Source organism: Streptomyces sp. NPDC050416 (assembly GCF_044458845.1).
GTDB lineage: Bacteria > Actinomycetota > Actinomycetes > Streptomycetales > Streptomycetaceae > Streptomyces.
On record NZ_JBITII010000003.1, the window covers coordinates 163,472 to 176,211 of the forward strand.

The 12,740-nt window shown below is 69.6% G+C and carries 13 protein-coding genes; 10 read left to right on the forward strand and 3 right to left on the reverse strand.

Features of this window, described 5'->3' with window-relative positions; translation table 11 throughout:
- Nucleotides 1-9: 9 nt before the first annotated feature.
- Entirely contained in the window at nt 10-996 is a 987-nt protein-coding gene (locus ACIBL4_RS10355) for an ATP-binding cassette domain-containing protein (protein WP_399409309.1), read from the forward strand.
- A gap of 33 nt (nt 997-1,029) precedes the next feature.
- Nucleotides 1,030-1,731 carry a DUF1707 domain-containing protein gene (locus tag ACIBL4_RS10360; protein WP_399408371.1) on the forward strand — a complete coding sequence of 234 codons (702 nt, stop codon included), beginning with the start codon at nt 1,030-1,032 and terminating at the stop codon, nt 1,729-1,731.
- A gap of 165 nt (nt 1,732-1,896) precedes the next feature.
- Here the strand turns inward: ACIBL4_RS10360 and ACIBL4_RS10365 are convergent, their stop codons facing one another.
- Nucleotides 1,897-3,231 carry an SGNH/GDSL hydrolase family protein gene (locus ACIBL4_RS10365; protein ID WP_399408372.1) on the reverse strand — a complete coding sequence of 445 codons (1,335 nt, stop codon included), beginning with the start codon at nt 3,229-3,231 and terminating at the stop codon, nt 1,897-1,899.
- Nucleotides 3,232-3,396: 165 nt separating this feature from the next.
- Between ACIBL4_RS10365 and ACIBL4_RS10370 the strand changes: the two genes are divergently transcribed.
- Nucleotides 3,397-4,767 carry a DUF445 domain-containing protein gene (locus tag ACIBL4_RS10370; RefSeq protein WP_399408374.1) on the forward strand — a complete coding sequence of 457 codons (1,371 nt, stop codon included), beginning with the start codon at nt 3,397-3,399 and terminating at the stop codon, nt 4,765-4,767.
- A 132-nt stretch (nt 4,768-4,899) separates the two neighbouring features.
- Nucleotides 4,900-6,420: an MFS transporter gene (locus ACIBL4_RS10375; RefSeq protein ID WP_399408376.1), complete on the forward strand. Its 1,521-nt coding sequence runs from the start codon at nt 4,900-4,902 to the stop codon at nt 6,418-6,420.
- A 154-nt stretch (nt 6,421-6,574) separates the two neighbouring features.
- Here ACIBL4_RS10375 and ACIBL4_RS10380 read toward each other — a convergent pair whose 3' ends face one another.
- Both ACIBL4_RS10380 and ACIBL4_RS10385 read right to left on the reverse strand, forming a co-directional pair.
- A complete protein-coding gene (locus tag ACIBL4_RS10380) occupies nt 6,575-8,020 on the reverse strand; it encodes an alginate lyase family protein (protein WP_399409311.1) in 1,446 nt (481 codons plus the stop codon).
- Nucleotides 8,021-8,318: 298 nt separating this feature from the next.
- Nucleotides 8,319-8,621, reverse strand: coding sequence for a hypothetical protein (locus ACIBL4_RS10385; protein WP_020272524.1), 303 nt, complete (start codon nt 8,619-8,621; stop codon nt 8,319-8,321).
- A 237-nt stretch (nt 8,622-8,858) separates the two neighbouring features.
- Here ACIBL4_RS10385 and ACIBL4_RS10390 point away from each other — a divergent pair, with 237 nt between their 5' ends.
- The 6 genes from ACIBL4_RS10390 to ACIBL4_RS10415 all read left to right on the forward strand — a co-directional run bounded on the left by ACIBL4_RS10390 (nt 8,859) and on the right by ACIBL4_RS10415 (nt 12,681).
- The gene (locus ACIBL4_RS10390) at nt 8,859-9,281 is read left to right on the forward strand and encodes an Hsp20/alpha crystallin family protein (protein ID WP_399408378.1); all 423 of its coding nucleotides are present in this window, start codon (nt 8,859-8,861) and stop codon (nt 9,279-9,281) included.
- 175 nt (nt 9,282-9,456) lie between these two features.
- Complete coding sequence (locus ACIBL4_RS10395) at nt 9,457-9,969, forward strand: DUF2267 domain-containing protein (protein ID WP_399408380.1); 513 nt, start codon at nt 9,457-9,459, stop codon at nt 9,967-9,969.
- Between the two features lie 133 nt (nt 9,970-10,102).
- Nucleotides 10,103-10,900, forward strand: a complete 798-nt coding sequence (locus ACIBL4_RS10400) for an alpha/beta fold hydrolase (RefSeq protein ID WP_399408382.1) — start codon at nt 10,103-10,105, stop codon at nt 10,898-10,900.
- 95 nt (nt 10,901-10,995) lie between these two features.
- A complete protein-coding gene (locus tag ACIBL4_RS10405) occupies nt 10,996-11,406 on the forward strand; it encodes a VOC family protein (protein WP_399408384.1) in 411 nt (136 codons plus the stop codon).
- Nucleotides 11,407-11,599: 193 nt separating this feature from the next.
- Nucleotides 11,600-12,004 (forward strand): hypothetical protein, encoded by a 405-nt coding sequence (locus ACIBL4_RS10410; RefSeq protein ID WP_399408386.1) that lies wholly within the window; start codon nt 11,600-11,602, stop codon nt 12,002-12,004.
- 263 nt (nt 12,005-12,267) lie between these two features.
- Nucleotides 12,268-12,681, forward strand: a complete 414-nt coding sequence (locus tag ACIBL4_RS10415) for a hypothetical protein (protein ID WP_399408388.1) — start codon at nt 12,268-12,270, stop codon at nt 12,679-12,681.
- The last annotated feature ends 59 nt before the right edge of the window (nt 12,682-12,740 follow it).

Here is a 12,740-nt window from a genome sequence, read left to right on the forward strand (position 1 = left end):
TTGGACGGCATGGACGGTGCGGACGGCGGGTTCATCGAACTCGACGGCGTCGAGAAGGTCTTCGACGTGCGCAAGAAGACCGGCTTCATGAAAAGGGAACGGCGGCAGGTCCGGGCCGTCGACTCGATCTCCTTCCGCGTGGGACGCGGCGAGATGGTCGGGTACATCGGCCCGAACGGCGCGGGCAAGTCGACCACGATCAAGATGCTGACCGGCATCCTCACCCCGAGCGCCGGCCGGCTCCGGGTCGCCGGCATCGACCCCTCCCGCGAACGCACCCGGCTCGCGCACCGCATCGGCGTGGTGTTCGGGCAGCGGACGACGCTGTGGTGGGACCTGCCGCTGGTCGACTCCTACCGGCTGATGCACCGCATGTACCGGATCCCGGACGCCCGTTACCGCGAGAACCTCGACCGGCTGGTCGAACTCCTCGAGCTGGGCGACCTGCTGGACGTGCCGGTACGGCAGCTCTCGCTCGGGCAGCGCATGCGCGGCGACATCGCTGCGGCACTGCTGCACGACCCGGAGGTGCTGTACCTCGACGAGCCGACCATCGGCCTCGACGTCGTGTCCAAGTCCAAGGTGCGGGAGTTCCTGCGGGAGTTGAACGCCGAGCGCGGCACGACGGTGCTGCTGACCACGCACGACCTCCAGGACATCGAGCAGTTGTGCAAGCGGGTCATGGTCATTGACCACGGGCGCCTGATGTACGACGGCCCGCTGGCCGGGCTGCACGAGGCGGGGGAGAGCGAGCGGACCCTGGTGGTGGACCTGGAGCGGGAACTGCCGCCGATCGACGCCCCGGCACCCGCCCGGGTCGTCCGGGTGGACGGCCCGCGGCAGTGGCTGGCGTTCCCGGCGTCGGAGTCGGCGGCACCGCTCGTCGCGAGGATCGCGGCGGAGTACCCGCTGGTGGACCTGTCGGTACGGGAGCCGGACATCGAGGCGGTCATCGCGAAGATGTACGCGGAGCAGGCCGAGCGGGCGATCTCGTAGCCCCCGGCGGGGTGAACTCGTAATCTGCTGTGTATGACCGACGACTCAGTCCCGGACCTCCGCGCCTCCGACGCCGACCGTGAACGGGTCGCCGAGATCCTGCGGGACGCCCTGGCGGAGGGCCGTCTCGACATGGCGGAGTTCGAGGAGCGGCTGGACGCGACGTATCAGGCGCGGACGTACGGCGAACTGGCGCCGATCACCCGGGACCTGCCGGCAGCGGGCGTCACGGCGCCCTCCGTGTCCCTGGCCAAGGAACCCGCCGCCGGCCCGGACGGCTCGCATTGGTCCGGGCGGATCGTCGGCGGGGAGGGTTCCTCGTCGTGGGCCGTGGCCGTGATGTCCGGCTTCCAGCGCGAGGGGCGCTGGACGATGCCCCGGCGGTTCACCTGCCTCGCCCTCTGCGGGGGCGGGGAGATCGACCTGCGCGAGGCGAACTTCGCGGACCGCGAGGTCGAGATCAACGCCATCGCGATCATGGGCGGGGTGGATGTCATCGTCCCGCCCGGCGTCGAGGTCGTCGTCCGCGGCATCGGCATCATGGGCGGCTTCGACCACCGTGAGGAGGGCGTCCCCCGCGCCCCCGGCGCCCCGCGCGTCGTCATCACCGGCTTCGCCTTCTGGGGCGGCGTCGGAGTCCAGCGAAAGCTGACCCGGGCAGAGAAACAGCGACTTCGCGAGGAACGCCGCCAGGAGAGGCTCGACGGCCGGTCGGGCCGCCGCCAGCTGGACTGAGATGCGCGCTGACTGCGGGCAGTCGTGCCTCCCCCAGTGCCTTAAGGGCCTGGGAGGTGCCCCCAGGCGGCACGGGTGGGCGCAGGCGGCACCCCGCACCGCCGGGCTGCGCACCCACCCCGCCTCAGCACCCACGCCAGTGTCGAACAACAGGCGGCTGCAGCCCTACAGCTCCGCCGGCACCGACCCCTTGAGACTCTCCAGGTCGAACGCCTCCGCCATCCGCGCATACCCCTTGTCACTGGGATGCAGATGATCCCCCGAGTCGTAGTCGGCCCGCAGCCGCCGCGGATCGTAAGGATCACGCAGCGCCTGATCGAAGTCGACCACCGCGTCGAACACCCGCCCCGCACGAATCTCCGCATTGATCTGCTGCCGCACGGCTTCCCGCGCCTCCGAGTACCCCCGGTGCCCACCGAACGGCATCAGCGTCGCCCCCACGACCTTCAGCCCCCGCGCATGCGCCTGCTCGACCATCGTGCGCAGCCCGCCGACGATCGCGTCCGGATCCGCGAGCCGCGGATTGCGCAGGATGTCGTTGACCCCGAGGTCGATGACGACGACCTTGACGTTCGTCCGCTCCAGCACGTCCCGCCCGAAGCGGTTCAGCCCGCTGGGGTTGTCCGCCGGCCGGCCCAGCCCGTCCGTCAGGACGCGGTTCCCGCTGATGCCCTGGTTGACGACGCTGTAGCGGGGCAGGTCCCGCCCGGCGGCGATCTCCGCGCGTAGCCTGTCGGACAGGACGTCGGTCCACCTGTTGTTGGCACCGGCGGTGGAGGTGATCCCGTCGGTGAGCGAGTCGCCGAGGACGACGACCGTCCCGTCGGACTCGTTGCTCAGCACGTCCAGCGCGGTCAGGTACCGCCACACCATGCTCTGCTCGGTGTACGGCGAGCCCGTCGCGTCGGCCGTGTGGTCGCCCTGGGCGACGTAGGAGATCTGCCGGGCGTGCCGGTGGTACGTCACCGAGCCGGAGCTGGTCGGCGTGTACGTGGTGATCAGGACGTCCGCGTCGTGCGGGATGACGATGCGCACGGCGTCGCTCATCACCTGCCGGCCGGGCGGGATGACGACCGCCGGCCCGCCGTTGAAGGTCAGCTGCCGCACGGTGTCCGGGAGCGCGGCGGCCGTGCCGCTGCCGGCGGCGACGGCGATCGAGGCGCGCGTGATGCTCAGCGGCGCCTGACCGTAGAGATTGGACAGCGTCACACGGGCACCCGTACCCCCGACGCTGGTGTGCACGACGTTGCGCACCGAACGGTCCGCCATGCCGGTCGTCTCCGTGCCCGGCTCGGCCGCGGCCGGGGAGGCGGACCAGGTGCCGACCCAGGTGCCGGTGGAGGCCGGGGCGGCGGAGTTGTTCGGGAGGCGGTCGTCGGCGAGAGCGCTGCGCGCCGGCGTACCTCTGTCGGACGCCACGCCGACGTATATGGCGGTGGAAAGGGCCACGATCGCTGCGACAACGACGGCCAATAGGGCGTAACCACGACCCCGGGTCATGCTGTGTAGTTCTCCTCGGGCGATGGGAGCCCAAGGCTCCGATCTGATATGCCCATGATGCGTCATGGGCCGGGGGAAGCTCACACGGACCCCGTGGCACTACCCCCTCCCGACAGACGCCGGGAACTCCTGATCCGTTCCAGGAGTCGGTCAGGAAGGGACAATGTGTGCGGGATCACCGAGCGGGTGGAGCGGATGGAACGGACGAAAGCAGAAGAAAAGGGCGACGTCGGAGGGCAGCATGCCCGCCCCGTCGTCACCACGAACCGTGCGATGGCCACCTTCAGCCCCGCGGACGAGGAGAAGCAGCGCGGCGTACGCCGCATGAAACTCACCGCCACCGGGCTGCTGCTGTTCGTGGCCGTGGTCTACATCCTCGCCAAGTGGGCCCAGAACTCCGGCGCCGGCCCCTGGGCGGGCTATGTCGCCGCGGCCGCCGAAGCGGGCATGGTCGGCGCGCTCGCCGACTGGTTCGCCGTCACCGCCCTCTTCCGCCACCCCCTCGGCATCCCCATCCCGCACACCGCGATCATCCCCACCAAGAAGGACCAGCTCGGCGTCTCCCTCGGCGAGTTCGTCGGGGAGAACTTCCTCTCCGAGGACGTCGTACGGCAGCGGCTGCGCGCCGTCGGCATCGGCAGCCGCCTCGGCGCCTGGCTCGCCGTCCCCGAACACGCCGACCGGGTCACGGCGGAGCTGTCCACCGCCCTGCGCGGCGCCCTGACGGTCCTGCGCGACTCCGACGTCCAGGCCGTGGTCGGAGAGGCGATCACGCGCCGGGCCAACGCCCAGGAGATCGGGCCCGGCATCGGCAAGATGCTGGAGAAGGTCGTCGCCGACGGCGGCCACAAGCGGGTCGTCGACCTCGTCGTCACCCGTGCGCACGACTGGCTGGTGCTGCACCGCGACGAGGTGATGGACGCCGTGGAGGGCGGCGCCCCCGGCTGGACGCCGAGGTTCGTCGACCGCAAGGTCGGCGAGCGCGTCTACAAGGAACTCCTGCGCTTCGCCACCGAGATGCGCGACATGCCCGCCCACCCCGCGCGCGGCGCCCTCGACCGCTTCCTCACCGACTTCGCCTCCGACCTCCAGTCCGACACCGACACCCGCACCCGCGTCGAGCGCCTCAAGGGCGAGGTGCTGGGCCGCGGCGAGGTCCAAGACCTCATCGCCAGCGCCTGGACGGCCGTACGATCCATGATCGTCGCGGCGGCGGAGGACGAGCGCAGCGAGCTGCGGCTGCGCGTACGGGCCTCCTTGCTGTCGCTCGGCTCCCGGATGGCGGGCGAGCGCAAGGTGCAGGACAAGGTCGACAAGTGGGTGGAGGACGCGGCCGTCTACGTCGTCACCACCTACCGCAAGGAGATCACCTCCCTGATCACGGACACGGTGGCGAGCTGGGACGCCGAGCACACCACGAAGAAGATCGAGGCCAACATCGGTCGCGACCTGCAGTTCATCCGGATCAACGGCACGGTGGTCGGCTCCCTCGCCGGCCTGCTGATCTACACGGTGTCGCACGCGCTGGGTGCGTGAGCGGTCGGATGCGTGAGCGGTCGGGGACGTGACGCGCCGGGGACGTGACGCGCCGGTGGCGTCAGGTATCAGGGCGTAAGCGATTCCGCTCAGGGCACTCGACCCGGGTTCTTCTCGATGAGGAGGGAGCCCATGACCACCGCACAGGCCGGGACCGGCCGCACCGTGACCACCGACATCCCCGCCCGCCTCGACCGCCTCCCGTGGTCACGCTGGCACTGGACGATCGTCATCGGACTCGGCACCGTGTGGATCCTCGACGGTCTCGAAGTCACCGTCGTAGGCAACATCGCAAGCCGCCTGTCGGAACCCGGCAGCGGCCTGCCCATCACCTCCGGCGAGGTCACCGGCCTCGCGGCCGCCCTCTACGTGGCGGGAGCCTGCTCCGGCGCGCTGTTCTGGGGCCGGCTGACCGACAAGTGGGGCCGTAAAAAACTCTTCATGATCACGCTGGCGGTCTACCTCGGCGCCACCGCCCTGACCGCGATCGCCTTCGACACCTGGTGGTTCTTCCTCTTCCGCTTCCTCACCGGCTTCGGCATCGGCGGCGAGTACGCGGCCATCAACTCCGCGATCGACGAGCTGATCCCCAAGGAGTACCGCGGCCGCGTCGACCTGATGATCAACGGCAGCTTCTGGCTGGGCGCGGTCTTCGGCTCCCTCCTGTCGATCGTCGCGCTCGACACGGACCTCTTCGCGGCGAACGTCGGCTGGCGCCTCACCTTCGCGCTCGGCGCGGTCCTGGCCCTGGTGATCCTGCTGGTCCGCCGGCACGTCCCGGAGAGCCCCCGCTGGCTGCTGATCCACGGCCGCGACGACGAAGCGGAACGCATCGTCTCCTCGATCGAACGGAAGGTCGAGGAGGAGAACGGCGAACCGCTGCCGCGCCCGGAAGGCGAGATCACCATCCACCAGCGCCGCAGCGTCTCCTTCCTGGAGATCGGCCGCACGGTCTTCTCCGACTACCGCCGCCGCGCCATCCTCGGCTTCTCCCTCTTCATCGGCCAGGCCTTCCTCTACAACGCCATCACCTTCGGCTTCGGCGCGATCCTGACGACCTTCTTCGACGTCCCGAGCGGCAGCACCGGCTACTACTTCGCGGTCATCGCACTCGGCAACTTCTGCGGCCCGCTGCTGCTGGGCAAGCTCTTCGACACGGTCGGCCGCCGCGTGATGATCTCCAGCACGTACCTGCTGTCCGGCCTGCTCCTCTTCGGCACGGCCTGGCTCTTCGACCAGGGCTCGCTGAGCGCGAGCACGCTGACGGCCTGCTGGTGCGCGGTCCTCTTCTTCGCCTCGGCGGGCGCGTCCAGCGCCTACCTGACGGTCTCCGAGGTCTTCCCGATGGAGACCCGCGCCATGTCCATCGCCTTCTTCTACGCCATCGGCACGGCGGCCGGCGGCATCAGCGGCCCGCTCCTCTTCGCCGACCTCACCGGCACGGGCAAGGTCGGCGACACGGTCCTCGCCTTCCAGATCGGCGCGACCCTGATGTGCCTGGCGGGCCTGACAGCGGCGCTCCTCGCGGTCCACGCGGAACGGCGTTCCCTGGAGGACATCGCCACACCACTGACGGCGGCGGAGGAGGGCAAGGCAGACGGCGACTCCACGTCGGCCTCCGGCTCGACGGGGGCCAGGACGGCGACGGCGTAGGGCCCTGGCTGCGGGGCAGCCGTGGTCGCCCTGGCTGCGGGCAGTCGTGCCGCTTGGGGCGGCACGGGTGGGCGCAGCGGCACCCCGCCAGCGCGGGCGAGCGACCCGACCCGTGCCCGGGCCACAACGCCAGGACCCCGCAACGTGCCGGACGCTACTCGGCCCCACCCCGCCGCACCCGACCCCGCCGCCGCAGCATCAGCAACCCACCCGCGACAGCGGAAACCCCCGCCGCAGCGGCCCAGCCGACCACACCCTCGGCCCCGGTCGCCGCGAGGTCACGCCCCGCGGCAGGCGAGGCCGAGGCACTCACACCCCCCTGCGGCCGAGCACCCCCACCGGAGGCAGCCCCGGTCGGATCAGCACTCGGCGCCACATCCATCGGATCCCGATCCCGATCCCGAGTAAAGGCCAACGTGCCAAACCCAAGCTGGTCGTAACCCCCACTGTTCGGCCCGTAATCCCCACCCCCACCCTCCGGCGCGGCCTTGGCCGCCGCACGCGTCACATACGACGCCGACATCCCCCGCCGCTTGGTGTAGTGATTGGCGATCATCGCCCAGACGGGACGCGTCATGGCCGGATCCACACCCGCCGCCTCCGCCGCGGTCTCACTCCCCGACCACCCCCCGATCGCCCCCTTCTTGCGCGTATTGGCCGTGTACGGCACATCCCCGCCCAGGCTCCACTTCGCCACGTACTGCGCCCCCTTGAGGAAGCGGCTGTCGTCATAGCCGTAGAGATCGATGCCCTGGTTCCACGCCATCTCGCAGACCGTGCCCATCAGTCCGACCCCGAGCAGTGAATGCCCCTGGTCCCGCCCGGACTCGACCCACTCGGCGAGCCCGTCCTCGTGCACGACGGGAATCGCGTGCTTGACGGACCCCATGCCGTCTCCGTGCTTGAAGTACTCGACGGCCCGGTCGACCACGGCACGGTCGTCGCAGAAGATGCCGGTGGCGAGCACACAGGCGATGGCCGTCAGGTCCCAGTTGGGCCAGTAGTTGGTGATGACGGCACCGTTGTGATCGCTCAGGAAGCTGTCGCTGAGCGGATGGAAAACGTTCCGCATCACCTCCTGCGCCCGCCCGAGCGCGAAGTCACCATGATCCCGTACGAGTTCGGCGGCGTTGGCGAACTGGTACCCGTACAGCCCCGCCGCCAGGAACCGATCGGCCGAGCCCTGGATCGACGTCAGCTTCCCCGACCAGGCGTTGAGGATCGCCACCGCGGTGTCTGCGTGCGCGGTCTCGCCGCTGACGTGGTACCGCAGGGCGTTCTGGTAGGCGGCGTGGATGTCGTTGTAGAGGACCGCGTAGCTCTGGGGCGACCCCGCCCCCCGGTACACCGTCGCCTGCGGATTGGCCCGCCAGCTGCTCTGCGCGTGCCGGTTGGCGGTGAGCTTGGCGAACCCGGCCGTATAGGGTCTGGCGCCCGCCTTCACCTTGGCCGCCATACGGTCCAGGTCGGTACGGGTGTGCAGCAGCCCGGGGTGGGCGAAGCCGGAGCCGGCGGCGAGCGCCGGGCTCGCGAGAGCGGTCGCACCGACACCGGCGCCGATACCCGCGGCTCCGGCTGCCGCGCCTGTGGCCTTCAGCATGTTCCGGCGGCTGATCTGTCGTGTCACGTTGTCGTACCTCAACGTCGTAAGTCGCGTTCCTGCGGGGGACGGTGAGGAGACGGCCGGACGGCGGAGGCGATAACAAAAACTGCGCTATAGTTGATCTGCGTCCAGCCGCCGGAACTCCGAGCTCCGGTCAGCCGGACGATGCGTTGGTGGTCCAAGGAAAGACGCCCCGCTTCCTGCGGGGAGATGCAGGTGCAAGGCCTGCCCGGCGCTCCAGACGAGAACCCCGGCCCTGGGTTTCAGGGCCGGGGTTCTCTGCTGTGCGCTCTGCTCAGCCGCGCCGGTCGGCGACCACCCAGGACGCCACGGCCACGGCCCCCGCCACCCCGAACACGGCAGGCCAGGCACCCACCTTCTTGGCCAGCGGATGAGACCCGGCGAAGGCGGCGACATACGCGGCCGACAACGCCCCCGCGGCCACCCCGCCGGCCTGCTGCCGCCACTGCCGCGCGGCCGCGGCCCCGGCGACGGCGAGCACGGCCCCGCCGAGCGGCCGCTGCCTGGTCCACCGGGCCACGCCGTACCCGCCCACGAGCCCGCTCGCGGCGATCACCGCACTCGGAACCTTCGCCATACCTGCCTCCTGCTCTGCTTCTGCTCTGCTCTGCGCCTGCCGCTCCTGCCCCGCTCGCGATCACCGAGGCTAACTCCCCAGGTCGGAGGCGCACGCGCCGGGGCGCACGAAGACGCCTCACTGGACGGCAGGCGAACCTGAGTCGAGGCTTGTCAAGTTTCCGGCTCCGAGCTATATAAGAAGGCGAAGAACGTAGGGCATCGCACCGGCAGCGCCTGAAGAGAGGAGTGACCAGTGATGCTCATGCGCACGGACCCCTTCCGTGAACTCGACCGGCTCACCCAGCAGGTCCTCGGCCCCGCCACGCGCCCGACGGCGATGGCGATGGACGCCTACCGCTCCGGGGACGAGTTCCTCGTCCACTTCGACCTCCCCGGCATCGACCCCGAGACGATCGAGCTGGACGTCGAACGCAACGTCCTGAACGTCCGAGCCGAACGCAGGTCCCCCGCCCCCGAGGACGCGGAGCTGCTCGTCGCCGAACGGCCCACGGGCACCTTCACCCGCCAGCTCTTCCTCGGTGACACGCTGGACACGGAGCGCATCGACGCCTCGTACGAGACCGGCGTCCTGACCCTGCGCATCCCGGTGGCCGAGCAGGCCAAGCCGCGCCGCATCCAGATCACGGGCGGCGACAAGCCCAAGCAGCTCAGCGGCTGACGGCACGGCACGCACGTACCCACGCACCCACGCAGAACCCACGGGGGCTTGTCCCGAGGACGTCCCACCCACGTCCCACCCACGGGACAGCCCCCGCCCCCCACACCCACCCCGCGCCGCCGGAGTCCCAGCCCGGCGGCGCGACGCAGGACCGGATCCGGAGGAAGACCCACACATGAGCGTGACGACGGTGCCCAGTGTGACGACTGCTCTCACGACCCCGAAGACCCTGATCCCCGCCCCGCAGCGCAACCACGACACCCGAGGCGACGACAACGCCTGGACCCGGCTGATCGAAGCGGTGCGGGAATCGGGCCAGTACACCACCAGGTCGGAGGCGGAGCGGGTCACCCGTATCGTCCTGTCCGCCCTCGGCGGTCATGTGATCGGCGACGAACGGGTCGACCTCGCCCGCGCCCTGCCCGAGGAGGCCGCCAGGGTCGTCGCCTCCCAGATCCCGGCCACGCGCCGGCTGACCGCCGCCGAGTTCGTCGACTCCGTCGCGGCCCGGATCGAGGGAGCGACCCCCGCCACGGCCCGCTGGGACGTCAGCTCGGTCCTGAGCGTGCTGCCGCCCCTCGTCGGCGACGACCTGATCACCCGCATCCTGGCCCAGCTCCCCGCCGGCTACGCCCTCCTGTTCGGCCGAGTGGACCTGAGCCCGGCGTCGCAGAGCTCGGTGTCGTAGGGCTCGGTGTCGTAGGGCTCGGCGTCGTAGGCTCCTGAACCGCGTCCGACGGCCACCTCTTGGACGGACGGGAGGTGCCCGTCGGACAGACGGCCGTCGGACAGACGGCCAAGCCACGGACAGGAGCCGACACTTGACCCGCACGAGGTCCGCGACCCTCACCACCCCCGACGGCACGCACCTCGCCCACAGGGACCACCACGCCCCTGGGGACCCCGCGGCCACGTTCCTCCTCCTGCATGGCCTGGCGGGCCACCAGGGCGAGTGGGACACGCTCGCCGCGCAACTGCAGGCCGACGGCCACCGCGTGGTGACGTACGACGCCCGAGGCCACGGCGCCAGCACCCGCACCCCGGTGACCACGACCCGCGCGGCCCACGTCCAGGACGCCGTGACCCTGATCGGGGAACTGGACCTGGCCCCCGTCACCCTGGTGGGCCAGTCCCTCGGCGGCCACACGGCCATGCTCCTGGCCGCGTCCCACCCCCACCTGGTGAAGTCCCTGATCCTGATCGAAGCGGGCCCGGCCGGCCCGTCCCCGGACGTCCCCGCCCAGATAGCGACCTGGCTGGCCAGCTGGCCGACCCCCTTCAAGTCCCTCGACGAGGCGGAGGCCTTCCTGGGCCACGAGGCCTGGGCGAGGGGCCTGGAGAAACGAGAAGACGGCTGGTATCCGAGGTGGGACCGCACCACGATCATCAACACGGTCGCCGAACTGGCCACCACCGCCTACTGGCCCGAATGGTCCCGCATCACCTGCCCCACCCTCCTCATCCAGGGCGAACACGGCACGATGCGCCCCGACGAACCGGCGCAGATGCTCACCCACCGGCCGCACACCCACCACATCCGCATCCCCGACGCGGCCCACGACGTCCACCTGGACCAGCCGGGCCGCCTCTACGAGGCGATCAGGACCTTCATCTCCTGACCCAGCAAATGGTTCGACACGACCCCGTCTCCCCGCCCATCCTGCGGTGGCGCATCAGTACCCGGCACGCCCAACCCGCCCGAGGGAGACGACCGTTGAACCCCACCATCCGCCACATCACCTTCGACTGCACGGGACAGCCCTACGAACTCGCCCGCTTCTGGTCCGAGTTGCTGGGCCACCCGATCTCCGACGAGGACAAGCCCGGCGATCCCGAGGTGCTGATCGAGCTCCCGAACGGCGCCCCCGGGCTCCTCTTCGTCAGCGTCGAGGAAGGCAAGACAACCAAGAACCGCACCCACTTCGACCTCCAGCCCACAGGCCGCACCCGCTCCCAGGAGGTCGAACGCGCCGTGACCCTCGGCGCCCGCATCCTGACGGACCAGACCCTCCCGAACGGCAGAGGCTGGGTCGTCATGGCCGACCCCGAGGGCAACGAGTTCTGCGTTGAACGGGGAGAACTGGATCCGGTGGAGGGCCGGGTGGACGACCGGGTGGAGGGCTGACGGGTCCCGGCGTACGACAACGGCGGCGGCCGGAAGAGACCAGGACGCTCAGTCCAGCGATATCCCCACGCCCGGTAAGCGGCCTGCGGCCTGCTGCTGCTTTGCAGAGATGTCAAGTTCATGGCAAGCTACCCGAACGATGATCGACGTCTTTATTCGGCTCACGAATGGACGTCCGATAAATGGGGGGATAATGCTTAAGTCCAAGTTCGCCCGCACGGTAGCAGGGGCTGCAGGTGCCGCCGCGATGGTCCTCGCGACAGCGAGTCCGGCCTTTGCCGCAAACATGAGGGTAGAAACCATCCGCGGCTACATGACCTTCACTGACGACGGAGACGTCTTCAAGATCTGCGACACTCTGGCGGATGGCAAGGGTGTGTATGGCGCGGTTTTCTACAACTCGTATATCACCACTGACGGCTACCAGAGAGTGATGACGATCTCCGACGGCGGCGACGCCGGATGTGACAGTAAGGGTCACAACATCGGAAACGGTGGCAGCTATACGTTCGTCATGTGCTGGGGACGTTACCCGACTGGTCCGTTCGAGAACCAGTTGAATTCTCCCTGTGACTCTACTGGCGAGTTCAACGAGTAGTAGTCGGCTAGGTCTTTCGTGAGGGGTCGTCGAATTACTGACGGCCCCTATACGGTTTTATTGTGCATGCGGTCATCGGCTAACGATACGTGGGTCTTGGCTCTGTCTCATGTTCGGGCGTGCCCCCATGAGTCCTACTTGATGCCAACGAGCTTGTGCAGCTAAAGAGCAACGGAGTTCCCTCCCCCCACCTGCGACGTATTACGCCTCCCACATCCGACGGGAGCGGACGCCGCTCATGGCGGCGTCGCGTCGGACTGCTCATGGCGGTGCTCTGCGCGGTACTGCTCACCGCCTGTGGCGGCGGGGACGACTCCGGGTCCGCGAAACCCGACCTGGCGGACCAGGACCGTTTCCTGCGGGACTACGTAGTGTTCCTCAACGCATCGGACGAGGACGGGCTGTCCGGGCTGCTCGATGCCCATCCCCAGGGCTCCAAGGACGCCCGCGCCCGGATCAAGGAGTACGGCGGACGGGACTGGGACGTTCGGTGGACGCGCGCATCTGACTTCGCGGGCGTATGGAAAGTGGACATCACCGGAACCGCACGTACCAAGAATCGACCCGTCCGTGTCACCGAGACCATCACCTGGGAGAAAGCGCATTGGGTGATGAACCCACTCCCGGATGTAGTACCGACCCCCTCGGATGCGGCGGACACCGAACCGCCCAGGTGAGCGCATCCGGTCCGGCGGTTTGGCCGCTACCACCACTTACCAGCTACCCGGCGAGGGCC